Origin of the sequence: Bacillus sp. FSL W7-1034 (assembly GCF_038593365.1) — a bacterium.
Classification (GTDB): domain Bacteria; phylum Bacillota; class Bacilli; order Bacillales; family Bacillaceae; genus Bacillus; species Bacillus altitudinis.
Genome location: NZ_CP151989.1, coordinates 1,645,739 through 1,670,116, shown reverse-complemented (window position 1 = coordinate 1,670,116; position 24,378 = coordinate 1,645,739). Strand labels below are relative to the sequence as shown.

The following is a 24,378-nucleotide window of genomic DNA, read 5'->3' as shown; positions in this document are numbered from 1 at the left end:
TGGTTCCCCCCTGTTACAGAACACGTTCATGCTTTTGAATGTCGTTTCTCACTTTTGTTAACAGATCTAATGATTCATCCCAATTGAGGTTTTCAGTTAATTCAAATACTGGCACTTCGCTTGAATGAATGGACACATCTTCACATAACAGATCTAGTGATTCCTCCGAAAAGCCATTTTTCTTTAACAACTGGCCAAAAAGTGTATGTGCGGGGGTCAGCCTTGTTTCAGGTGTACGAAAATAGTGAATCATTCCCGCCATTGCTTCTACAGGTCCTGGTGACAGGTGAATGCCATTAAATCGAGTACACACGTTCGTTAAACCAAACCGCTTTTGCTCCGACAGCAGCATGTGTTTAAAAGAACCTGCTTTTGCCTCTTTAGGGTCCGTTGCACCGATAAAGTCTTCTCTTAACATCCTCATGGGCTTCTTTGAAAAACATTCCATGACGATAATAGACTTTGCAGGTGCAGTGAACCACTCAATTTGACAAGGGTGGAATGAATTGAGCAGAAGCATCTGTTCTCCATCCACCTCGGCCTTTATGGCGTATGTGCCCGCCCCTAGCTTGTCCACCTTCATGTTCCGTGTAAGAAGCTCTAAACCATATGGCGTAAGCTCTTCGTACTTTTGTAAAAATTGATGGCCTCCATATATGAAATGTTCCTTCTGTTTAAACTCTGGATATTTAAAGAACAGCATCTTTTTTGCCGTATCTGACAATTCACTCAGACCGTTTTTAGAGATTTTGTTCAGCATTCCATATTGTTTTTCTATTATTTTCTTTTCTTTCAAATATAAGGATGATATAACGCGCACGGCTCCTATTTCTACATCATGATTATCTAAGCGTAGGAGAAGTTCATCTAGTATTCGATCAAGCTGTACACCTTTATGGATACTGGTTAATTCAGGCTTTAGCATCAATAGAAGATGATGTTGATTCAATTGTTGGTGTTTTTCAATTTCATATGGATGAATGGTCACTGCCATGGGTTCTTTTGTATGAATACATGCATGAACGGCATCAATGACTTTTTCTTTCATCCTTATTACCACATTGTCACGCCTTTAAAAATTAAATCTTTTGTCACATCGCCCATCGAATGAACCGCATTCATGACAATGTCTTCAATTCTCTTTCTATCCACTTCATTTCCATCCCACTGTTCAATACGGACGGCAATTTCATCAGGGTTGTGGAGCGGTGCTTCTTTTGAAGTAAAGATATGCACTTCTGTTGGCTTTTGAATGGTCTCAAAAATTTGATCTGCCAATCGTTGTGCGAGCACTCCATACAATTTCCCTGTATGATCAAGCGGGTTTTTACCAGCCGGCGCTTCAATACTCATAGACCGCATTGGGGTGATCAGTCCATTTAATCGATTTCCTCTTCCAACAACACCTACATCGCCTGTATCTGCTACAGAACCAAGTGCTGTTAAGTACGGGCGACCATTGCGATCTGTTGCGTTCAGCATAAGATCAGGGGTAAGTCCTAACGTTTCATGAATATAGCGAGCGATTTGATCCTGACATTCTTTTTTACGGGAAAAATATTCCTCAAGACTATGAATATCTTTTGCTAGAAAAGGCATGTTTACTATGAGTTTGAAATCTTCATGACGTCTGCTTCCAAATATTTTCACATCCCAGCCGGTATCTGGGTTCACCTTTTTAAATTCTGGTCCATTCACATAACGCTCTGTATAGAGAACGAGTTTCTCAAGACGGCTTAACGGGGCATGAGCATGCAGTAAATTACAGTCATTTGAAACAAGCTTTGGATCCCCGATTTCGATCATGTCTGTTTCAACCATCGGACGATATCTTGAATTTTTACGGCCTGCCCCTTGATGATCAACAATCCGGCAGTCAATGACGAGATGTTCGTCAGCATCAAATCCGGTCGTCACCTCTGATAACACATCTTTGGCTGCATCGAAAAGAATCTTTTTAAGAGGAATCGGCTCATCACCATATGCGTATGCCCCTTTTCCAGCAAACACAACTTGATAAGGTTTGACCATTGTTCCTTTTCCGTACGTTACATCAGCATCTCCGCCAAGAAGCATCACTTTGTCAAACCAGTGGTGTGCTACTCTGCCGAAATGCTCCATGCAATATTGAGAATAATATTGAGAAGCTCTTTCTGCGATGGCGTCACACATCGTATCTGGATGCCCTACTCCTTTACGTTCTACAAGCTCATATGGAATTTGTTCGATATCCTGGCCATCGCCTTTTAAAATATCAAGAATGGTTTTTTGAATTGTTTTCATTATCAATCGCCCGCTCTCTTTTAAAATATAAAAATATTGATCCTTTATCTTAAAACAACATGAAACATTTGGTAATATATATATATTCTGTATGAAAGAGGTGTCTATTTTGATCAATGAATCGATCCTACAACGCTTGCAAGATACAACCACTGACATGAAGAAGTTATTGAATCAACATCAAATTCCTGGCTGCTCTATTTGTATTTGTCATGAAGATAAACACATTTGGTCGTGGCATGAGGGCCTAGCTGATATTGAAAGCGGCACCCCTGTTACAAAAGACACAACCTTTCGAATTGGTTCTGTGACTAAGCCTTTTACTGCAATGGTCATGATGAAAATACGAGAGGAAGGATTGATTCAACTCGATGAGCCTATTCATACTTACGAACCTTTACTATCTTTCATAAAAAGTCACATATCTGAACCAATTCCACTCACTTTTCGAATGATTGCCTCTCATATCTCAGGCCTGCCCAAAACACTCGATAAAGCAACTCATCTGCGAGATATGACATTAGCTCAGTGCATGGAAATACTGACTATTTTTACACCGCCTTGGTCTATCATCAATTATTCCAGTCTTGGCTATTCAATCTTAAGTAAAGTACTAGAAAAAGTGAGTCAACAGCCATTTAGAGAATTAGTGCATACCCACATACTAGAACCGCTCGATTTGCAGCAAACTGGATTTATTGAAACTGCATCGACAGCCAAAGGGTATACCCTTACTTCCTCTGGTCTTTCCGGCATATCTTATCCAAGTGCTGAAACACCATCTTGGGAGGACGGTTCAAGCGGACTATTCTCTACAGCAGATGATTTGATTCGATTCATTCAAGCTCAATACGACGGAAACCGTCTGCTTCATCAGCATTCGCTAAAAGAAATGCAAAGCCCCGTTATGGTTGAAGAAGATTTCACTAGAGGTGTTGGTCTTTCATGGTTTTTGAGACCTTTTAACGGATTCACCTTAGCTGAACATAGCGGAGAAATTAAAGGCTTCACCTCCTATATTGGCTTCATTCCAAAGCGTAAATTAGGTGTTTGCATTCTCTTAAACTCTGACGAAAGGCTCGCACGGCCGATTGCCGACATGCTCTTTCAAATCATGCTGCCAGCAGATCACGAACAGATGAAAAAGCGTGAAGACCGGCTCAAACGAATGTTTAGACAATCGTCTCTTTAAATGGAACTCACTTTTTTGTTTAATAAATCTGGAATCGCGTCCTGCAGATACCGCGGATCACCCTCTAAATAAAAACATGGCATATTGAATAAATGATGGATCAGCTCAGATGCCTTTTGTTCCAGAAAGGTATCTGACACATGCCGAAGGCCGAGCCAGCCTTTTAAATAGTCAGGATCTTCTGGTTCTCTTATATTGGCGACCATGATATCTTTTGCTCTCTGATCATCTTTTTTTACTGGTACAAGCCTGATCTCACCTGATCCTATTTTGAGTGAAGGGAAAATCACCATATTTACTTTCGTAGAGCTCCGAATCGTTGTTCCTGTCATGTCAGCAGCTTCTTTTGGTGTAATTTCAAACTTACAGCCGCTCGCCCATTTTTCTTTTGCCTCTTCCTCTGTTGATATGGTTTCATCCCATATTCTTTTATCTTGAGACCGGCTGAATTTTTTGTTTTTCAGTTCCTGTATATTTGTTGTGGCTTGGACGGTTCCTACTCCAAGCGCCAAGCACATCGGCCATCCATACACAGTAAGCTCCTGATCTTCAAGCACTGAAATGGAACGATCGTTTGTGATAAAATCTGCTCCTCCATGATGCAAAAACTGCCACATAGTGGTTGACTTCCCGGCACCTTTATCGCCAATAATGAGCGCTCCTTTTTGGCCATCTTCAAAAGAGACAGCCGCTGCATGCGTAAAGCATCCACCTTGGTTTTCTAATGTTCTAAGGGCAATTTCTCGAACGATTCGCAGTGGACAGCGTATCGCAGATTCATTATTGTTTTTTCCAATCACAGCGTAACGCCCTTTAAAGACCGCCACACTGTGCGGCTCGTCACCTTCATGCGAGGCAAACAATACTTGATCGTCTAATTTCAATCGTTTGTAAGTAAACTTCCTTTTTGCTGTAATCGTTTCACCCTTTTGAAAGCACGCATTGCGAACGGACTGTTCAAGCTCAGGATCAATGATGAACCGTATATCAATCTGTGAAGGCATATCCTCCACATGGCTGTCTGGTTCTTTCGGGATATAATGTTCGATATCTTCAATTGCCAGCGATTCGGTTGATAAAATGTGAAAATGAATACCTGCAAACACAAATGATTTTTCATAAGGAAAATCGTTCTTTGGCTTTTCAAAAAGCGCTTTTATCTCCATATAGAATCCTCCTCTTCATTTTGCTACTGCCTTTCAGGGAACAGCTGTACGACAGGCTCCTCTTCAAGCTCATCACGATTATCCAAGCTGAAAAAACGCTCAACAAAAGATTTTTTCCACATTTTCGAAGAACCAAAATCATTTTCTCCATAGGCTTCTAAGAACGATTGGTCACTCATGTCTAACTGCTGCAATTGATCGATATAGTTCGTTTGATACAATAAATCTACAAACGTAAACGTGTAAAAAAGTGCTTTCTCGGCCCCTAATTCCTTCGCTCTTGCTTGCAAAGCATGCCAATCAAGTTGGTTTTGCTCTTCAGCAAACTTGACGTACTCCCTTACATCGCAAAACTTAATCAAATTGAGATCTGCATGTAAATAGACATACTGCACATTTGTTGCTTCCTTGTATAAATGGAAAGCAAGATGAATGAGAAAATCTAAAGGTTCAAGCATATAAGTATCCGCTTGCAAAAATGACTTTTCATTAGCAGCATCTAGCAAGGCATTTGTCGCGTCGTAGTTTTTTTTCAGCTCAACATCGTATGAAAAATCAACACGGTGAACCTTCAAAAAGTCTTCTCCGCTCCGTTTAATATGTGAATAAAGATTCCCGGCATTCATTCTCCACATCATTTCTTCTTCTCGGGAAATCGGTATTTCTTGATCGGTTGCCCAGTCATATTTCCCGATGATAAACCCTTCCTCCTTGAGCAATGAAGAAGCTCTTTTTCGATCATCTGGATGAATTAAGAAATCAATGTCTGACATCATTCGGAGTCCATAATCTTTGTAAACAAGAGGCGTTAAAATGGCTCCTTTAAGAGGGACTGCTTTCAGCTTTGCTTTTCGAAATGTTTGTAAGAGACGCTTTAATTCCTTGAATCTCTCCATATTTTTTTGACGATTCCCGATATAATGATAATGAAGTAAAAATTTATAAGTTGTCGTGATTTTTTTTTCATCATCAAGGCGAATCAAATGAGGCGTCATCAGTTGAAGCACCTTATGTCTTGATGCAAGTCCAATCAATTGAGGTACATCGATGCCGTCTTTTAATACCTCTCTCATCAACTCTTCTTCTTTTTCATTTAATTGAATACGTGAGCCAAGTAATAGTAGCCTCTCTTCATTTGAGAGAGTGGATTGATCCAAAACAGCCCGCATGTGGATTACTCCTTCCCGTATAGTGATTTAAATCTAGTGATAAATCGAGAGCGTTTCCCTTTTCGATTGACTGGTATGTCCAAATTATCCGTTAGTCTATGAAACCATTGAGCTGCCTCATATGCTTTTTCACTGTCATATTCAATTTCTAATTCATGATCTGTGATGCCAAGATAACTGCTTTGATCCAAATCCACTTTGATGCCTGTCTCGATATAAAAGGTAGTTCGTTCAGTAACCAATAGTCCTAACAACTCTGGCTGTTCAGTCATTGTAAAAGGTAAAGACGTTACGATGTTCTGTACATCTAGTTTTTGCGGTAGATCCTCAATAGGAAATGACTTTTCTTCTCTTACTCTTTTATAACCAGACGTTTGACTGGGACATTTGATCTCAAGTGTTCGTTTGCCGCTGGTTTGACGGATCCGTACGGTATAGCCATATCGTTTTAATAAAAAATCTGAGGTGTCGTAATAGTAATTGAAGTTAAGTAGATACGCGGGTTTATGATTTTGACTTAACATGTTGTAGATGTGTTGAAAATCTGTTTGTGACAACAAATATTTATACTCCTGCTCAACCATGACTCACCTCCAAAACGTCTTACACGACCATATCGGATTGTTCAAGAAGCTCTTGAATGAGAAAGATTCCTTTCTCTAAAGAAGTAAATGCCTGTTTTAATGAATAACAAGGGATCTTTTCCGCTAGATGTTCAAGAAATGGTTCTAGCGCTTCGGGTGTCGGTAAAGTGAAATATGGTAAGAGGAACTCATTATGTCTTCCAGGATTGATGACTGCGTGCTCCTTTAGACGTTCCGCTGCTTCATGTGGACTGATTTTCGAAAGTGTGGCGCCCGTTTGCCCATGAGGTAAAAACTCAGGAAACACCATGACATCAATTTTCCCCATTGTTTTGACTTCACGTGAAAACCATTTTTCTAATTCCTCCGGATAGACAAAATGATAGTTCTTATCATCTTCATTAAATGGGTGACTCGATGTTTGAAGTCTATATGGTGTACCAAGCTTTTCAATGGCTTCAAAAGAATCTTTCCGAATACTCATAGATCTCGGCCAACCAGTTCCTTTGTACTCGTTGTTCGTATATGAAATCCCTATATCATCGTTTGTGATGTACGTTGCATCGGTTAAGGATAACAAGGATAAAATGGTGGATGTTTTGCCCGCTCTTGATCCGCCTACTAGTGCAATCCCTTTTTGATTCATCTCCATCATGCCGCCATGCAAATAGACAAGTCCATCCTGATAACACAAAAGGCGAAGCAATACTCTTATTAAACGCAGTGCGTGTTGTGCTGTCCATCTGACATCTTTTGGTTCATCTATTACAACGACTTTCTTCTCTCCGTGATACAGGTAGCGGCAGCGAGGTTCCATCTTGGTTTGATAAAAGACTTCTTCAAGTGGCACTTCTGTTTGAATGTCTTGTGCATATTTGCTGGTTAAAATCGTCCAAACGTCTCCTTCAAGTCTGTCTGTTATTTTGCTGCACTCAACATAGGGATGTACTTTACTGATGACTAAATTCTGAACTGATTCATCTGCCCCTAATACCACACGAACATTATTTTTTTGATAGCTTACATATGACAATGAATGCCACCCCTTATGATAGATTGATAAAAACAATTGCAATTTTCTCCTTAATCCACCAAAATATAACATATATTAATCTTTTAGAAAGGAGCCACGACATGAATGAACTGACACGAACAGAAGTTGAAGAAAAAATTGTCCAACTTGTGATGAATAAGTTGTCGCTCACTGAGCAGCCAGGCCTTGATGATAGTTTAAAAGCTTTAGGATTAAATTCTGTCCAAATTGTCTCTTTTGTTATTTCATTAGAGGACACCTTTCACATTGCGTTTGAAGACGAAGAATTACACCCTGACCACTTCCGCACCTTAGATCGACTCTTTACTTTGGTCAAAACCAAACTGACTAAGACGCTGTGATGACCTGCGCCATAAATAAAGAGCGGTAATGCGAGGAGGCTTCCATCAGCTCCTCATGAGTACCGCAGCTTTGAACGGCACCGTCTTCAAGTACATAGATCATATCTGCATTTTGTATGGTCGATAATCTGTGTGCAATCACAAGCAATGTGCTTCCTCCTTTTGTATCGTCTATCCCTTTTTGAACCTGCCTTTCTGTCTGCCGGTCAAGGGCCGATGTCGCCTCATCCAATATCAAGAAATCAGCCTGTTTTAAAAGCGCTCTAGCGATAGCTAAACGCTGTCGTTGTCCCCCTGACAAGGATATTCCCCTCTCTCCAATGACTGTATCAAATCCTTTTTCAAGTCCTTTAATGAAGGGAAGAATTTGTGCAATCTCACAAACCTGTTCAAGTTGTTCTTCAGTAATATCAGTTAATCCCATGATGAGATTGAGGCGTATGGTGTCTGGGAAGAAATAGGGTTCTTGCGGGACAACGGCTACCCGTTTTAAGAAATGAGATGGCTCTATCTCTGATCGTTCAACGCCATTTACTAAAATGTTTCCGCTATCCGGTTGATAAAGTCCCAGTGCCAGCTTTGAGATAGTCGATTTCCCGCTGCCGCTCGCTCCAACAATGGCCACTTTTTTTCCTTTTTGAATATGAAGATTCAAGTCGTTTAAAGCCCCTTTAGATGTTTGTTCATAAGAAAAACAAACATCTTCAAACACCACATCTTCCACAGAATGTATTCGCTTCGTTCCTTTTTCTTCGTTTTCTATTTGCAGTACTTCTGCAATTCGATGAACAGATGCACGCTGCTGGAAAAATTCAAATACATACTGGAATAACTCCTGATAACTTTTCATTAATTGAGAAGCATATTGGTAAATGACGACAAACAAGCCGATTGACATGTTTCCTGCTGCTACTTGATATGTGCCAAACACAAGCACAGATAGTATTCCAAACCATTTCAATGGTTCTGTTAAAAATAGAAGCTTATTTTGAAACTTACCTTCTTTTATGACACGATCCATCATGTTGTTAAATAGCTTTTCATACAAACCGATTTCCCATTTACGTCGATCAAATGCAACCACTTCTCTTGTAGAAGAAATTCCTTCTTCGACATGCACGAATAGATCTGACTTTCTCTCTTGCACTTCTTTTGCGATGTTTGTTGCCGTTTTCGCCATTTTTTTACCGACAATGAAATAACACGTACTTGCAAAAAGAAGCAAGAAAAATAATACAGGACTCACAGATAGTAAAATGATCGATAAAACAACGGCCATAAAAATAGTTTGTACAATCTTCGGTATATGTAAAGCAGCTGTGACAGCGACTGTCTTTACATCTTGGTTAAGCTTGTGTAGATAATAACTAACTGGATGAATTTTATATGATCTCATCGATACTTGCTGAAGCTGATCTAACATCTTTCTCTGTAATGAATGGTGGATGGTAAGGTAGTTTTTGTGCATCACATATGGGCTGGCGACAAACATGACAACATAGACAAGAAAAATGATGGCAAACAGCATCAAGATATGGGGGAAATGTTGATTGCCGCTATTCAAAAGGACATCGTCAATGAGCCACTTTTGCAGCCCAATCATGGCTAAATTAGCTGCTGCTTCAATCAAAACGAGTAAAAGAGCGAGGATGAGCATCCATTTTTGCTTTGTGATCAAAAGAAACAGCCAATTTTTCCTCATGTTACACCTGCCTCCTTTTCTGAGCGGTCAGACGCCAATTGATAAAAATGTCCCTTTTTTCTCATCAATTCATTAAAATGTCCAGTTTCTAACATACGACCGTCTTCTATCAAAATAATTCTGTCAAAATGTCTTACAGTAGATAAACGATGAGCGACTGCAATGACAGTCGATTCCTTAAATGTTTGATGTAATGCCTGCTGGACTTTTTGCTCGCTGACACTATCAAGAGATGCTGTTGCTTCATCGAGTAATACAACACTTGGATTCTTAGCAAATAGCCGGGCAATGGCGATCTTTTGCTTTTGACCACCAGATAGTTTTAATCCTCTTTCCCCAAGTATGGTGTCGTATCCGTTTTCTAGTTCTCTTATAAATGAGTCGCAATCTGCTTTTTTAGCGGCTTCAATAATCTGTTGATCTGAAAGACTTGTATCTCCAAAACGAATATTGTCCTTTACACTCATATTAAATAAAAACGTTTCTTGAAAAACAAACCCCATCGCACCTCTTATTTGACTAGTAGATAAACAGCGCAAATCAACTCCATCAAGTGTAATCATCCCAGATGAGGGGTCATAAAAGCGTCCAATTAATTTAAGAAGCGATGTTTTCCCTCCACCGCTCGTACCGACAAGCGCCACTTTTTCACCACGCCGAATATGTAGATTCATCCCCTTTAATAAAGGAGGATGATTGGGATAATGAAAATCAACGTCATGAAACACGATATCGCCTTCGACTTGATCAAGTAGTATTGGGTGACGAGGCTCTCTAATATCGGGTGTTTTTTTCATAAAATGATATAAAGGTTCAATTTGAAAGGTTAAGATTCGTTGTTCTGTTAGAAGTGTGACAATAGAAGTAAGCATATGCATTGCTGAAAAATAATATAGTATATATGCCACAAAACCGCCTGTCGTCAGCTGGCCATTATTTACAAGGTAGATGCCGAGAGCAAATGTAGCTAGAGCACCAATATAATAAGTGAGCCTGCGGTTGCTTCCTCGTAAGTAAGCGAAAAAAACATTTTTTTCATGATCTTGGCGGACCTGTTCATGCAGCTTTTGAATCCGCTCCATGTCCCAATTCATATAACCTAAAATTCTAAGCTCTTCCATTGAAGCAAGACTTTCGTATAATTTTGTTTGCAACGTGCGAAAACCTTCTGCACTTTGTCTTCCGTAGATCGTTGCCTTTTTTTCAAGCCAAGGTCCAAAGATATAGTAGAGAATAAAACTTGGAATGATGATGAGAGTGAGTAAGATAGAAATTTGTATCATAAAGTATAGTGAGATGGCGATAAATAGTGTCTGATTGATAAATTGTGGGAAGTAGCGTCTGTAAATTTCTTGTACAGCTCGTGTTTGTGTGTTAACAAAGGAGAGTGTTTCACTAACAGAATGTTGTTCGTAGTATGAGAAACCGAGTTGACGGATTTGCTGGAAGGCAGCAAATTGTGAATCTCTTGAGGCTTGTTCGATTAATTTTCTTTGCCACAAATTTCGTGCAGCTGTCAGTATAATACCAAGTGCTATCAAGCCAGTCAGGCCTAACAATAATCCATTCATTTTAGAAAAGTCTTTTGCTGGCAAAATCGTTTCAATAAAATATTGAATAAATTTAGGTATAATGAGTTCGCTCAAGGTAATAACGAATCCACTCATAATGACTAGAATCACTTTACCTGTATAAGGCTTTAAAAATGAGAGTGTCCATAAATATACACGCCATAACTGCTTTGAATCTTTGTCGATTTGTTTCAATCCATCACCAGCCTTTTGCTCTTTTTCAACAAAAAACGGAATTTTTTTACAACTTTTTCGATCCTTGTTAGGATTATATAAAATGTTTCTACTCATGACAATGTGTAATTTGTATCATTATAACAGAAAAGGCAGCGACTTCCATCACCGCCTAATCGTCCTATATTTCACTGTTATCTAGTGATACGCGTATACCAATGAGGTTCTATTTGACGAAAATAATCATGATCTTTTAATACATTTTCTAGTCTTTCGATCATCTCATCCATTTGACCTGGATCAAATTTAATGACCCACATAATCGATGAAAAGATGCTCATTGCGACATATACAGAGTAAAGCTGCCAAAAATCAGCTGGTATTTCACCATCAAAATACCCATTGATTTGACCAGCCGCAAAGACTTCACTTGTTTCTCTACTGAAAAGAGCTACTTTATAAAAATCATGAATGGGATCTCCCCAATCAAAATTATTAAAATCAATAACGCCTGCATATTTATCATTCTTTATAATAATATTCCCTAAATGAAAGTCATCGTGCTGAAATTGGTTAGGCCTTCCCTTCACCTTATCGATGTGCTGTGCGATAAACTGTGCAACTTTTTCATCCCCTTCTATGGAGATACCGCTTTCCCGATAAGCAGTTAAATATCGATGATGCTTTTTCACAACACGCTCTTCCCAAGGTTCGATATGTGATGGCGCTGGATATGTATGCATGTTTCGTAAATCCCGTCCTGCACTTACCCCGATCGCATACTGCTGTTCTTCTGTTAACTGACTCATGATTTCTTTTGCTTCTTGACCTTCTACAAACGATAAAATATAGTACACTTGCTGTGTTTCATCTAGAACACCCATTTTCACTGGATCAGCACACTGAACACCGTGACGTCTTAATTGGGAAAGGAGCTCAAATTGCGTCTTTATTTTGTCATATTGATCTTGATCTGTGAATCGAAGGACATACTTTTCACCTGATGACATCGTCACGACCCATTTTTCATCTCGAGAATAGCCTTTATCAATCTGGTCTATGGAGATCGCTTTTTTTAATAAGGGAATGTGCTGCATAAGGTCTGTTTTATTCATGGATTGATCCATCCTTCCCAGTCTCTTTTCTTCTCACTCTACCAAATTTTTCATTTGAAGAGAATGATCAACAATTCCTATTTATATCGAAACTGCTTTACAATGTTTTTCCATTCTAATATAGTTAATTTATGTAAAGAATAGAAAATTTGTAAAGAGGAGCGTTGCAGATGAATGAAACGACGGATGCCCTTTCACTATCAAGTCAAGTAAAGGATTTGGTCCTGCGTTCTTTGGACGATGATAGCAAGATTTCTATTGGTGCAGATGAAGAGTTAACAAATCACGGTCTCGATTCAATTAAAGCAGTTTCACTCATTTTGGAATTAGAAGAGGTTTTTGATATTCAATTTGCAGATGAGGAACTATTGACCGAGCACTTTTCGACAATCAATAAAATTGTTCATCAGCTGCAAAACAAGTTAGCTGATTAATCTTTAGACATGAAAAAAAGGCATCTCTTTTAAAAGACATGCCTTTTTTTGATTAAGCAGAAGGTACATCACCCGTTGGACTAATAAGCGAGAGGGCATAATCTTCTGTAAAGATTCTTTTCGATAAATTGTTCACGCCGTCTAATGAGACGCGATTGATTTCATCAATAATTTCATCAAGCGTACGATGTTTGCCAAGGAGTAATTCATTTTTACCATTTCGGCTCATCTTGCTGTTTGTGCTTTCAAGACTAAGCATGAGGTTTCCTTTCATTTGCTCCTTAGAGTTTTCAAGTTCTTTCTGCGTAATTCCCTCACGTTTTAAGACGTCTAATGTTTGTAAGATGGTTTCAGATAGCAGATTCAGCTGTTTCGCTCCAGTTCCACCATAGATCGTCAGCATTCCGTTATCTGCAAATGAACTATGATAGCTGAATACAGAATACGCAAGTCCTTTATCTTCTCTTACGTCTTGGAACAATCGGCTGCTCATGCTACCGCCTAGAACATTATTTAAGACGATTAAGTCATAGATGCCCTGATCTCCAGCAGGAAGTCCGTTAAAGCCCATGCAAAGGTGCGCCTGCTCTGTTTCCTTTTTGCGTGTCAGTTTGTCATAGTGGAATTGCGGGGCTTCGACAGGCTGCTTTTTCCCCTTTCCTTCATACGAACCAAATAATGTTTCGACCTCACGAATGAAGGTGTCATCGACGTTCCCTGCTACAGAGATGACGACGCGATCCGGCGTATAGAATTCGTCCATATATTTTCTAAGGGAATCACCGTTAAAAGTAGAGAGTGTTTCCTCTGTCCCTAAAATCGGATAACCTAATGAATGATCACCGTAAATAGCTTTGCTTAACAAATCATGAACGATGTCATCAGGAGTATCTTCATACATTTTAATTTCTTCATAGACCACATTTTTTTCTTTCTTCAGCTCTTCTTCGTCAAAAGCAGAGTTGAAAAACATGTCACTCAATACATCGAGGGCATAGCCAGCATGTGAATCAAGTACCTTTGCATAATAGCAAGTATATTCTTTTGACGTAAAGGCATTCACTTGACCACCAATGCGGTCAAAGGATTCTGCGATATCACGTGCAGATCTCGTCTTTGTTCCTTTAAAGAACATATGCTCTAAAAAGTGTGAGATCCCATTTACTTCTGGTGTCTCATGTCTAGAACCTGTTCCAATCCAGACGCCAATTGCGACAGACCTTACAGTGGGATTGTTTTCAAGTACAATTCTTACTCCGTTTTGGCATGTATACGTTTTGACCAAGTTTTGCTCCTCCTATTCAACAAACAGATCGCATCACGGATGTCTTTTTTCACTTAGGAGGTCAGAAACCGTTCCTAATTCATATCCTCTTTCTTTGATTTGAGTGATAAGTGCGTCAAGACTTCTCGCTGTTGCGTCTGTTGGATGCATTAATATCATCGCCCCATTGTGAATTTTCCCAAGCACTCGTTTTTGTAATACAGCTGGTGATGGTTTTTGCCAGTCGATCGTGTCTACTGTCCACATAATGGTTTCCATTCCTTCTTGTTTCGCAAGCTTTACTGTTTCTTCTTTAAAGCTGCCACTTGGAGGCGCAAACCATATCGGTTTTTTCCCAAGGGATTCTTCAATTTGGCGATTTGTTTTAATCATCTGCTCTAATGCTCGTTCTCTTGTCAGTGTGCGCATATCCGGGTGATTGTATGAATGATTTCCAATTTCATGACCATCTGCCACGATTTTTTTAGCAAGGTCTGGACTGTTTTTCACCCATTTGCCTTCTAAGAAAAAGGTTGCCTTCACTTGATGCTTTTCTAGTGTATTCAACATCTTTGTTAAATGCTCGTCGCCCCAAGCTACATTGATCAGGAATGCATTCATCTTTTTGTCTGGATGTCCCTTATAGATAGGTTCAGCACCAAGTTCATGTAAATGGACAGATGGTTTTGTTTCTTTAAAAACAAGCAGCTTTTCATCGAAAGAGCCCTGTTTTTTCATTTTTTCGTAAGAAGCATCGATATCGACTGTCTGTCCATTTAAACCAGGCATCTTTTTCCACACTTTATCAATCTTAGCATTTTGCGGCTTCTCTTCATAGTCAGAAGACTTCGATTCGATCTCTTGATACAGAATATCTTTTGAAACAGATGCTACCTCGGCGTGCTCTTTCATTGAATTCATATATGTAACAGCAGCCGGCTGCTTCATCGTTTGATATGACACGAGCAGTAAAAATACAAACACAAAGAATGGTATCGTTTTTTTCAATGGTTGTCCCTCCCCTTTACCACAAATTATGATAGGGAGAAACAAGCTAGAACTATTGTTACGCGCAAGAAAAGAAAGAAGCCTGGCACGGATACCTGGCTTCTAACACATTTTATTTGTTCTCATTAAGACTGCTTTTCTTCTTTTTCCTTTTCTTCACGTAAAACAGCTTTACGAGAAAGGTTTACACGGCCTTGTTTATCGATCTCAGTGACTTTGACGAGTAGTTCGTCACCAATCTTCACGACATCTTCTACTTTGCCAACACGTTCAAGTGCAAGCTCAGAAATATGAACAAGTCCATCTTTGCCGCTGAAGATTTCAAGGAAGGCACCGAATTTTTCAATTCGTTTTACTTTACCTAAGTAAAGTTGGCCAACTTCAACTTCTCTGACAAGATCTTCAATGATTTTCTTCGCTTTTTGGTTCATGTCTTCTTCAGTAGAAGAGATAAAGATTGTACCGTCTTGTTCAATATCAATTTTCACACCGGTATCTTCAATGATTTTATTGATTTGTTTACCGCTTGGTCCAATGACATCGCGAATTTTATCTGGATTGATTGTCATCGTTAAGATTTTTGGTGCATAACGTGACAATTCTCCTCTAGAAGCTGGAATCGTTGACAGCATGCTATCTAAAATTTCCATTCTTCCTTTTTTCGCTTGTTGAAGTGCTTCTTCTAAAATGTCTTTTGATAGACCATCGATTTTAATGTCCATTTGAAGCGCTGTTACACCTTTAGATGTACCTGCTACTTTAAAGTCCATATCTCCAAGTGCATCTTCCATTCCTTGAATGTCTGTCAGCACTGTGTAGTATTCACCAGATTTAACAAGTCCCATTGCAATCCCTGCAACTGGTGCTTTAATTGGAACACCTGCATCCATCATCGCAAGTGTGCTCGCACAAATACTTGCTTGTGAAGTAGAACCGTTTGATTCTAACACCTCAGACACAAGGCGAACCGTATAAGGGAAATCTTTTTCAGATGGAATGACTGGCTCTAATGCACGTTCGCCTAGCGCACCATGTCCAATCTCACGACGGCCTGGACCACGCATTGGGCCGGTCTCACCAACACTGAATTGCGGGAAGTTATAATGGTGCATGAATCGCTTAGACTCTTCAACACCAAGACCATCAAGAATCTGTACATCACCAAGTGCACCTAATGTACAAATACTGAGTGCCTGTGTTTGGCCTCTTGTAAACAATCCTGAACCGTGCGTTCTTGGAAGAAGTCCTACTTCTGAAGAAAGTGGACGGATTTGATCGACGCCGCGTCCATCTGGACGTACCTTCTCTTCAGTAATAAGGCGGCGAACTTCGTTTTTCACAAGCTTATTTAAGACATCCTTCGCTTGTTTAATCGTTGCTTCGTCACGCTCTTCTTCTTCAAATTTTTGAACGACAGCTTTTTTCACAGCACTGATGGCATCTTCACGAGCATGCTTCTCATGTACTTGAATCGCTTTCAGTAGATCCGCTTCAGCAAGTTGTTTTACTTCCTCTGCTAATGCTTGATCGACTTCATATAAAGGAATATCGATTTTTTCTTTACCGACAGCTTTCACAATTTCTTCTTGGAATTCGATTAAGCGTTTGATCTCTTGATGGCCGTACATGATGGCTTCAAGCATTGTTTCTTCTGGTACTTCATCAGCACCAGCTTCTACCATGTTGATTGCATCTTTTGTTCCAGCTACAACAAGGTTGATATCGCTTTGTTCAAGCTGCTCAACATTCGGGTTGATGATGAGCTTTCCATCTACTCGTCCTACTGTCACGCCAGCGATTGGTCCCTCAAATGGAATGTCAGACACACATAAAGCTAAAGATGAGCCAAACATTGCAGCCATTTCAGATGAACAATCTTGATCCACACTCATGACAATACTAATGACTTGTACTTCATTTCTAAATCCGTCTGCAAATAGTGGACGGATCGGTCTGTCAATTAAGCGGCTCGCAAGGATTGCTTTTTCACTTGGGCGGCCTTCTCTTTTAATGAAACCACCAGGAATTTTACCAACTGCATATAATCTTTCTTCGTAGTTTACAGTGAGCGGGAAAAAATCAAGTGGTTTTGGTTCTTTAGAAGCTGTTGCTGAGCTAAGCACAGCCGTATCTCCGTAGCGTACGAGAACCGCTCCGTTTGCTTGCTTTGCAAGCTGGCCAGTTTCAACTGTCAGTTGACGTCCAGCCCAGTCTATGGTGAAGACTTGTTTCTCTTGTCCCATTCTGAGATAAACTCCTCTCTTGTCGTAAAGTTTTTAGGTTATTTCTTATTATGAACAAAATGATTTTCACATATCAATGTGAAAGCTGTATGTAGAAGGGTTTTTGCCATTCTTTCAACATTTTAACCATAAAATATTAGTGATTATACGATAAAAAAGCGGGAATCCTCCCGCTTTTTACGATTATCGACGTAAGCCTAGTTTGTTAATTAACTCACGGTAACGAGTTACGTCTTTATTACGTAGATACGTAAGAAGATTACGACGTCTACCTACCATTTTCAAAAGACCGCGACGTGAGTGGTGATCTTTCTTATGAGTACGTAAATGCTCGTTCAAGTTGTTAATTGATTCTGTTAGGACAGCGATCTGAACTTCTGGAGATCCAGTATCAGATTCGTGTGTTTTGAACTCATTAATTAATTGAGTTTTACGCTCTTGAGTAATAGCCATCCTGTTTCACCTCCAAATCATGTTAGCCCCATCTACCTCGCAACCGTCGGTGAAGTCGGCCTGCCAAGTAAGTGGTTTTAAAGCTACAGGAATTATCATACTAAAAATATGCCGATTTTGCAAATGATAGAGCGGTTTTTCTGCGATTTTTTTGTTTAATGAAGATGATCTTGAAAAAACTGAATCGCTTCTTCTTTATCTTGACTAATTTGAGCCGTTAATTCTTGGATACCGTTAAATTTTTGTTCACTGCGAATCCGTTTGTACCACTGTAATTTAATCGGTTCACCATAAATTTCTTCGTTAAAATCAAAAAGGTTCACTTCAATCGCAGGCTGGTCAGGACGTTTTTCGTAAAATGTTGGTTTGTAGCCAACGTTACAAACACCGTCATACACCTTGCCTTTCACTTCCGCTCTCACTGCATATACGCCTGTTGGCGGGATGATGTATTCAGCAGATAAACCAACATTGGCGGTTGGAAAGCCAATCGTGCGTCCTCGTTTATCTCCATGAATGACAATGCCTCGCAGCTGATACGGTTTCCCTAAAAGCTCACTCACATATTCAACGTCTCCATTTTTCAATGCGGAACGTATAAGGGTCGAGCTGACTTTTCGGTCTTGGTTGGAAAGCTTAGGTACAATGGTCGCAGCAATCCGCCCTTTCCCGTATTCGTCAAACGTTTCCATTGTGCCTGCACCAAACCGGCCGAAGGTAAAATCGAAACCAGCGACTGCATGCTTCACATTCAGTTCGTCCAAATATTGATCGACAAACTCTTGAGGAGACAGTGCTGCAAAGTTTTCGCTGAATTGCACAATGTATAAGTAGTCAGCACCTAATTGTTCGATAAAATCAATCTTATCCTCAAGCGGTGTGATTAAGTCTTTTGGTTCACGTGCTTTTTGCAGAACATGCGATGGATGCGGATGAAAAGTCATGACAGCTAGAGCTAAACCCTCTTTTTCCGCAATGTTTTTCGCTACATCAATCACTTTTTGGTGTCCGAGGTGAACACCGTCAAAATACCCTAAAGCCATCACAGACGGGACTTGATCCTTTTGATTCAATGTATGTGGGTGTGAAATATGTATAGTCTTCACGAGATGGTCACCTTTTCTTTAAGATTGCTTGTCCTGTGATAAAATCTTCGCCGGCTTCATCAGGTTCTGTTTGGTCGGGTGCTTCATATAAATCGCCATACAACGGCCTGAAGGAGCAAAGACAGCGACACGATCTTCCTCTGCAAAATGAGCAAATTCATCAGGCATAGGTAGGACTGCACCGTTTTCCACTTTACTTGCTAATGTATCATTTATCTCCCATTTCGGCAAATGATTGAGCGCACGCTCGATCGGCACAAGATGTTCCTCAACCGTTCCTTCCTCGCTGATCTCCCGCAACTCATCAAGAGTGATACATTCATCTAACGTAAAGTCACCAGATCCTATGCGAATGAGGTGAGACATGTGGGCTGGAAACCCAAGTTTTTTTCCAATATCGACGGCTAACGTTCTCACATATGTGCCTTTTGAACACAGGACGGTGAATCTAAAGGATACCTTTCCATTTTCAAATGTGACAGGTGTTGTCCGCTCGATACGATGAATGGTAATTTCACGGCTTGGACGTTCAATTTCAATGCCTTGCCTTGCATATTCATAGAGCTTTTTTCCGCCAATTTTCACAGCAGAAAACATGGGGGGGATCTGTTCAATGGTTCCTTCAAATTGTTTCAACGCAGCATCAATGTCATCTTCTGACATCGGTACCGGCATCTTTTTTTCTTCTACTACTTCACCTGTTTGGTCTTCTGTCGTTGTAGAAAATCCAATGGTGATTTCCGCATCATACGTTTTCGATTTATCTGTTAAGTACTCCACAATTTTTGTCGCTCGTCCAATACAAATAGGCAGAACACCTGAAACCTCTGGATCGAGTGTCCCTGTATGTCCCACTTTTTTTGTGTGTAAAATCTTTCTCACTTTAAACACACAGTCGTGAGAGGTCATGCCTCTTTCTTTATGTAATAAAAGAACACCGTTTTGCACCTGCGTTCTCTCCTTTCATAAACGATGAAAAAGGACAGACGATCATCGCCTATCCTTATTTCAACGTCTTATTCGTGATCTTTTGTGTTTAGTTCAGCAATCAGGCTTTCAATTCGGTTACCGTAATCTACAGACTCATCGAATTCAAAGTGAAGCTCTGGTGTTTTGCGAAGTCTGATTCGATTGCCAATTTCAGAGCGGATATACCCTTTCGCCTTTGCAAGGCCTTTTAAGGTTTCCTCTCTTTTCTTCTCGTCGCCAAGAACAGAAATGTAGACTTTGGCAATTTGCAAATCACCGGATACTTCAACATCCGTTACAGTCAAAAAGCCGATTCTTGGATCTTTTAGCTTTCTGCCAAGGATGTCGCCTAATTCTTTTTTCATTTGCTCACCCACACGGGTTGCTCTCATACTCATGATCTTATCACCTCTAATTAAAACCACTCAGTTTTCGTGATCGTTCGTTCAATTTCCGGAAAAGAATCAATAAAGCTTAACACACGCTGAAGTTCCTTTTCCACTTGAACCCGGGAGGAGGAAATGACGGCGATTCCGATCGAAGTACGCTGCCATGTATCCTGATAGTCCATTTCAGCAATGGTCACATTGAATTTATGGCGCGTTCTTGTCATGATACGCTGCAGAACCGCACGTTTTTCCTTCAGTGAGGATGCATCATAGATCATACACTCACACTCGGTATAACCGATCATTTTCTTTCGATTTCTTGCATAACGAATGATTCCATGACATCACCTTCACGGATATCATTGTATTTCTTAATGGTAATACCACATTCATAGCCTTGTGAAACTTCTTTCACATCGTCTTTGAATCGTTTTAATACGTCGACTTCACCTTCAAAGATAACGACGCCATCACGAATTAAGCGGATACCACTGTCTCTAGTAATGGTACCTTCAGTGACATAGCCACCAGCAATTGTACCGATTTTTGATACTTTGAACGTTTGACGAACTTCAACTTGACCGATGACTTTTTCTTCATATTCAGGGTCAAGCATCCCTTTCATCGCAGCTTCAATTTCATCGATGACTTTGTAGATGATGCGGTGTAAGCGAATATCTACGTTTTCTGTTTCAGCTGTGCTCTTCGCATTGCCATCAGGACGTACGTTAAATCCAATCACAATCGCATTAGAAGCACTTGCTAAAATGATATCAGATTCTGTAATCGCTCCAACACCCGTATGGATGATTTTCACTTTGACGCCTTCTACTTCAATTTTTTGAAGAGCTGCCGTCAGTGCTTCAGCAGAACCTTGTACGTCTGCTTTTACGATTAAGTTGATATCTTTCACATCACCTTGTTTGATTTGCTCAAATAGGTCATCGAGAGATAATTTCGCTTTGTCTGAACGCTGTTCATCAAGTTGTTTAGACGCACGCGCCTCACCGACTTGACGAGCTGTTTTTTCATCTTTGAATACGAGGAACTGATCCCCTGCATGCGGCACATCATTTAAACCAGTGATTTCAACAGGTGTAGATGGTCCTGCTGTTTTCACGCGGCGTCCGATGTCATTGACCATTGCACGTACACGGCCAAATGTATTTCCGACAACGATTGGGTCACCTACTTGAAGTGTACCAGTTTGAACGAGAAGGGTTGCAACAGAACCTCTTCCTTTATCAAGCTCAGCCTCGATCACAGTTCCTTTTGCCGCACGATTTGGGTTGGCTTTTAGTTCTGCTACTTCGCTGACAAGAAGGATCATTTCGATCAATTCGTCAATGCCTTCACCTGTTTTCGCAGATAGTGGAACGAAAATCGTTTCGCCGCCCCAAGCTTCTGGTACAAGACCATGCTCAGTTAACTCCTGCATCACACGATCAGGGTTCGCTGTTGGTTTGTCAATTTTATTGACAGCCACAATGATTGGCACCTCTGCCGCTTTTGCGTGGTTGATTGCTTCAATCGTTTGCGGCATGACACCGTCATCTGCTGCAACGACCAAGATCGTCGTATCTGTTACTTCAGCACCACGTGCTCGCATCGTAGTGAAAGCTGCGTGTCCTGGTGTATCAAGGAACGTGATTTTCTTGCCGTTTTCTTCAATTTGGTATGCACCAATATGCTGCGTAATTCCACCCGCTTCGCCTTCAACAACTTTCGTTTTACGAATGCTGTCAAGAAGCGTTGTTTTCCCGTGGTCAACGTGTCCCATGATCGTTACTACTGGAGGGCGTACTTGCATATCTTCTTCTTTATCTTCAACTTCATACTTTTCAAGTTCAGTTTCTTCTAAAATGATCACTTCTTCTACTGGAACACCATATTCAGAAGCAATTAATTCAACTGTATCTTTGTCGAGCTCTTGGTTGATCGTAGCCATGACACCAAGCATCATCAGTTTTTTGATGATTTCAGCAGTTTCTTTGCCAAGCTCGTCAGCAAGCTGACCGACTGTCATTGAATTTGTAAATTCAATTTTTTCAGGAAGCTCTTTTTTCGGCTTCACAGGTCTTGCTTGCTGATGCTGCGCCTTGTTGTTGCCGCCACGTTTATTTTTGTTTTTGTTTTGGTTGTTGTTTTTTTTGTTTTTATTAAATTGATTATTCTGCACGTCATTCTTCTTTCTATCATTGTTTTTGTTAGATGATTGTTTTTTTTGTTCTGCGGGTTTCTCGTTAGCTGTCTCTTTTGCTTTGGCTTTTTTATAGATAGCGTCTAGCTTTTTCACAGTGTCGTCTTCAAGCGTCGCCATGTGGTTGTTCACTTCCACGTTCATATCCTTAAGCGCTGCTATAATATCTTTACTTGAAACATCTATGGCTTTTGCGTATTCATATACTCTCACTTTAGCCATTCGTTCACCCCCAAATAAATTAATCGAGCAAGCTTATGAGCTTCTTAGCGAAGCCTTGGTCAGTGACAGCGACAACTACGCGAGCTTCCTTCCCAATAGAACGTCCGAGAACGGAACGGTCTTCAACTTTTCTAACCGGAACATTGTAAAATTTGCATTTGTCAGATACCTTTTTCTCTGTGTTGGATGAGGCATCTGCTGCAAGAAGAACCAGCTTAGCACGCGCATGTCTAATTTCTTTGATCACCAGATCTTCTCCTGACACGACTTTACGAGCTCGATTTGCTAGACCAAGCAAAGGATACCATTCAGATTCAGTCATTAGGTTTTTTCACCTTTTCAGCTAGTTCTAGTAATTCTTCAAAAATGTGTTCGTCAATCTGTGTCTGAAATTGCTGCTGTAAACTACGTTTGTTCTTCGCCGCAAGAATGGTTTCTTTATCGAGAGAAAGGTAAGCGCCGCGCCCGTTCATTTTTCCGGTTGCGTCAACAGACACTTCACCTTCTTTTGAACGAACAACGCGAATCAGTTCTTTCTTTGGTTTCATTTCTCCCGTCACGACGCATTTTCTAAGCGGGATTTTTTTTCGGCTTTTCACCTTTTATATCACCTCTTATTCGTCAGATTCCTCAGCTACTGGTTCAGCCTCTAAGAAAAGAGATTCAGAGTCTTCAGTTCTTGGGAAAATACCGAGTTCTCTTGCATCTGTTTCGCTTTTAATGTCAATCTTCCAGCTCGTTAGTTTCGCTGCAAGACGCGCATTTTGACCTCTTTTACCAATGGCTAATGACAGCTGATAATCAGGGACAATGACAGTTGTCGCCTTATCTTCTTCATTTACAATGACATCAAGAACTTTTGATGGACTTAACGCATTGGCAACAAATTCAACAGGGTCATTAGACCAATGAACAATGTCAATTTTTTCGCCTTTCAGCTCATTGACAATTGCTTGTACACGCTGACCTTTAGGTCCTACACAAGAACCAACTGGATCAACATCAGGATCATCTGTACGAACAGATATTTTAGAACGGTCCCCAGCTTCTCTAGCGACAGATTTAAGCTCTACAGTACCATCATAAATTTCTGGCACTTCGATTTCAAATAAACGCTTTAAAAGACCTGGGTGTGTTCTTGATACATAAATTTGTGGTCCTTTTGTTGTTTTTTCTACTTTCGTAATGAACACTTTAATGCGGTCATGTGGTTTGTAGTCCTCATTTGGCATTTGTTCATTGACCGGAAGAAGGGCTTCGATTTTGCCAAGTGACACGTAAATGAATTTACTGTCAATTCGCTGAACGATTCCCGTCATGATGTCTTCCTCACGATCGATAAACTCAGTGTAAATCACACCTCGCTCTGCTTCTCTCACTCGCTGCGTCACGACTTGTTTCGCTGTCTGAGCTGCAATGCGTCCGAAATCTTTTGGTGTGACTTCAATTTCAACCACGTCACCAACCATGTAATTTGGGTTGATATTTGCTGCATCATCTACAGAGATTTCAAGGCGAGAATCATACACTTCATCTACAACATCTTTTCTTGCGAATACGCGAATCGTTCCCGTTTCACGGTTCAAATCAACACGCACATTTTGTGCTTGATTAAAATTACGCTTGTATGCAGAAATGAGTGCAGCTTCTATCGCTTCAATAATAATTTCTTTACTAATGCCCTTCTCTTTCTCAAGAACAGTCAGGGCATCTAACAACTCACTACTCATTTTTATGGT

At 40.3% G+C, this 24,378-nt stretch carries 24 protein-coding genes; 3 read left to right on the top strand and 21 right to left on the bottom strand.

Translation table 11 applies throughout. The features are described from left to right. Positions 1-13: 13 nt before the first annotated feature. Entirely contained in the window at positions 14-1,048 is a 1,035-nt protein-coding gene (locus tag NST73_RS08535) for a hypothetical protein (RefSeq protein ID WP_342499513.1), read from the bottom strand. A gap of 5 nt (positions 1,049-1,053) precedes the next feature. Continuing rightward, positions 1,054-2,283 carry a methionine adenosyltransferase gene (locus NST73_RS08530; RefSeq protein WP_058337555.1) on the bottom strand — a complete coding sequence of 410 codons (1,230 nt, stop codon included), beginning with the start codon at positions 2,281-2,283 and terminating at the stop codon, positions 1,054-1,056. A gap of 109 nt (positions 2,284-2,392) precedes the next feature. Here NST73_RS08530 and NST73_RS08525 point away from each other — a divergent pair, with 109 nt between their 5' ends. Further along, positions 2,393-3,475, top strand: a complete 1,083-nt coding sequence (locus NST73_RS08525; RefSeq protein ID WP_268363000.1) for a serine hydrolase domain-containing protein — start codon at positions 2,393-2,395, stop codon at positions 3,473-3,475. Here NST73_RS08525 and NST73_RS08520 read toward each other — a convergent pair. From NST73_RS08520 to NST73_RS08505, 4 genes are read right to left on the bottom strand one after another with little or no spacing between them, the layout of a single operon-like run. After that, the gene (locus tag NST73_RS08520; RefSeq protein WP_342499512.1) at positions 3,472-4,641 is read right to left on the bottom strand and encodes a hypothetical protein; all 1,170 of its coding nucleotides are present in this window, start codon (positions 4,639-4,641) and stop codon (positions 3,472-3,474) included. The two genes, NST73_RS08525 and NST73_RS08520, sit on opposite strands and share 4 nt — an antisense overlap. A gap of 23 nt (positions 4,642-4,664) precedes the next feature. Continuing rightward, the gene (locus tag NST73_RS08515; protein WP_342499511.1) at positions 4,665-5,810 is read right to left on the bottom strand and encodes a nucleotidyltransferase family protein; all 1,146 of its coding nucleotides are present in this window, start codon (positions 5,808-5,810) and stop codon (positions 4,665-4,667) included. A 5-nt stretch (positions 5,811-5,815) separates the two neighbouring features. Next, the gene (locus tag NST73_RS08510) at positions 5,816-6,394 is read right to left on the bottom strand and encodes a CYTH domain-containing protein (RefSeq protein WP_342499510.1); all 579 of its coding nucleotides are present in this window, start codon (positions 6,392-6,394) and stop codon (positions 5,816-5,818) included. Positions 6,395-6,413: 19 nt separating this feature from the next. Continuing rightward, complete coding sequence (locus NST73_RS08505) at positions 6,414-7,427, bottom strand: hypothetical protein (protein ID WP_082627052.1); 1,014 nt, start codon at positions 7,425-7,427, stop codon at positions 6,414-6,416. Positions 7,428-7,528: 101 nt separating this feature from the next. Here NST73_RS08505 and NST73_RS08500 point away from each other — a divergent pair, with 101 nt between their 5' ends. Further along, the gene (locus NST73_RS08500) at positions 7,529-7,789 is read left to right on the top strand and encodes a phosphopantetheine-binding protein (protein WP_041507289.1); all 261 of its coding nucleotides are present in this window, start codon (positions 7,529-7,531) and stop codon (positions 7,787-7,789) included. On the opposite strand, the gene NST73_RS08495 is transcribed toward NST73_RS08500, so the two are convergent. From NST73_RS08495 to NST73_RS08485, 3 genes are all read right to left on the bottom strand, one after another. Continuing rightward, a complete protein-coding gene (locus NST73_RS08495; protein ID WP_144678815.1) occupies positions 7,776-9,491 on the bottom strand; it encodes an ABC transporter ATP-binding protein in 1,716 nt (571 codons plus the stop codon). The genes NST73_RS08500 and NST73_RS08495 overlap by 14 nt on opposite strands. Next, positions 9,488-11,257, bottom strand: a complete 1,770-nt coding sequence (locus tag NST73_RS08490; RefSeq protein ID WP_160757700.1) for an ABC transporter ATP-binding protein — start codon at positions 11,255-11,257, stop codon at positions 9,488-9,490. The genes NST73_RS08495 and NST73_RS08490 overlap by 4 nt, the downstream gene beginning before the upstream one ends. Before the next feature lie 173 nt (positions 11,258-11,430). Further along, positions 11,431-12,351, bottom strand: a complete 921-nt coding sequence (locus NST73_RS08485; protein ID WP_235672179.1) for an aminoglycoside phosphotransferase family protein — start codon at positions 12,349-12,351, stop codon at positions 11,431-11,433. A gap of 170 nt (positions 12,352-12,521) precedes the next feature. Here NST73_RS08485 and NST73_RS08480 point away from each other — a divergent pair, with 170 nt between their 5' ends. Then, the gene (locus tag NST73_RS08480) at positions 12,522-12,785 is read left to right on the top strand and encodes an acyl carrier protein (protein ID WP_052463354.1); all 264 of its coding nucleotides are present in this window, start codon (positions 12,522-12,524) and stop codon (positions 12,783-12,785) included. A gap of 52 nt (positions 12,786-12,837) precedes the next feature. On the opposite strand, the gene NST73_RS08475 is transcribed toward NST73_RS08480, so the two are convergent. From NST73_RS08475 to nusA, 12 genes are all read right to left on the bottom strand, one after another. Further along, on the bottom strand, positions 12,838-14,070 hold the full coding sequence (locus NST73_RS08475; RefSeq protein WP_041090488.1) for a pitrilysin family protein: 1,233 nt from the start codon (positions 14,068-14,070) through the stop codon (positions 12,838-12,840). A gap of 33 nt (positions 14,071-14,103) precedes the next feature. Continuing rightward, positions 14,104-14,997, bottom strand: a complete 894-nt coding sequence (locus tag NST73_RS08470) for a polysaccharide deacetylase family protein (RefSeq protein WP_223255630.1) — start codon at positions 14,995-14,997, stop codon at positions 14,104-14,106. A 185-nt stretch (positions 14,998-15,182) separates the two neighbouring features. Then, the gene (gene pnp, locus NST73_RS08465) at positions 15,183-17,300 is read right to left on the bottom strand and encodes a polyribonucleotide nucleotidyltransferase (RefSeq protein ID WP_007499522.1); all 2,118 of its coding nucleotides are present in this window, start codon (positions 17,298-17,300) and stop codon (positions 15,183-15,185) included. 183 nt (positions 17,301-17,483) lie between these two features. After that, on the bottom strand, positions 17,484-17,753 hold the full coding sequence (rpsO, locus tag NST73_RS08460) for a 30S ribosomal protein S15 (protein WP_008354438.1): 270 nt from the start codon (positions 17,751-17,753) through the stop codon (positions 17,484-17,486). Between the two features lie 155 nt (positions 17,754-17,908). Then, positions 17,909-18,859 (bottom strand): bifunctional riboflavin kinase/FAD synthetase, encoded by a 951-nt coding sequence (gene ribF / locus NST73_RS08455; protein ID WP_039166641.1) that lies wholly within the window; start codon positions 18,857-18,859, stop codon positions 17,909-17,911. Positions 18,860-18,877: 18 nt separating this feature from the next. Next, entirely contained in the window at positions 18,878-19,807 is a 930-nt protein-coding gene (gene truB, locus NST73_RS08450) for a tRNA pseudouridine(55) synthase TruB (RefSeq protein WP_144678816.1), read from the bottom strand. 68 nt (positions 19,808-19,875) lie between these two features. Then, on the bottom strand, positions 19,876-20,226 hold the full coding sequence (rbfA, locus tag NST73_RS08445; protein ID WP_007499525.1) for a 30S ribosome-binding factor RbfA: 351 nt from the start codon (positions 20,224-20,226) through the stop codon (positions 19,876-19,878). Positions 20,227-20,243: 17 nt separating this feature from the next. Continuing rightward, the gene (locus NST73_RS08440; protein WP_017359071.1) at positions 20,244-20,522 is read right to left on the bottom strand and encodes a DUF503 domain-containing protein; all 279 of its coding nucleotides are present in this window, start codon (positions 20,520-20,522) and stop codon (positions 20,244-20,246) included. Continuing rightward, positions 20,519-22,639 (bottom strand): translation initiation factor IF-2, encoded by a 2,121-nt coding sequence (gene infB / locus NST73_RS08435; protein ID WP_007499526.1) that lies wholly within the window; start codon positions 22,637-22,639, stop codon positions 20,519-20,521. The genes NST73_RS08440 and infB overlap by 4 nt, the downstream gene beginning before the upstream one ends. A 19-nt stretch (positions 22,640-22,658) precedes the next feature. Beyond that, positions 22,659-22,961 (bottom strand): YlxQ family RNA-binding protein, encoded by a 303-nt coding sequence (locus NST73_RS08430; protein WP_007499528.1) that lies wholly within the window; start codon positions 22,959-22,961, stop codon positions 22,659-22,661. Continuing rightward, positions 22,954-23,238, bottom strand: coding sequence for a YlxR family protein (locus NST73_RS08425; RefSeq protein ID WP_008344742.1), 285 nt, complete (start codon positions 23,236-23,238; stop codon positions 22,954-22,956). The genes NST73_RS08430 and NST73_RS08425 overlap by 8 nt, the downstream gene beginning before the upstream one ends. Positions 23,239-23,253: 15 nt before the next feature. Next, positions 23,254-24,369 (bottom strand): transcription termination factor NusA, encoded by a 1,116-nt coding sequence (nusA, locus tag NST73_RS08420; protein WP_007499530.1) that lies wholly within the window; start codon positions 24,367-24,369, stop codon positions 23,254-23,256. Positions 24,370-24,378 lie beyond the last annotated feature (9 nt).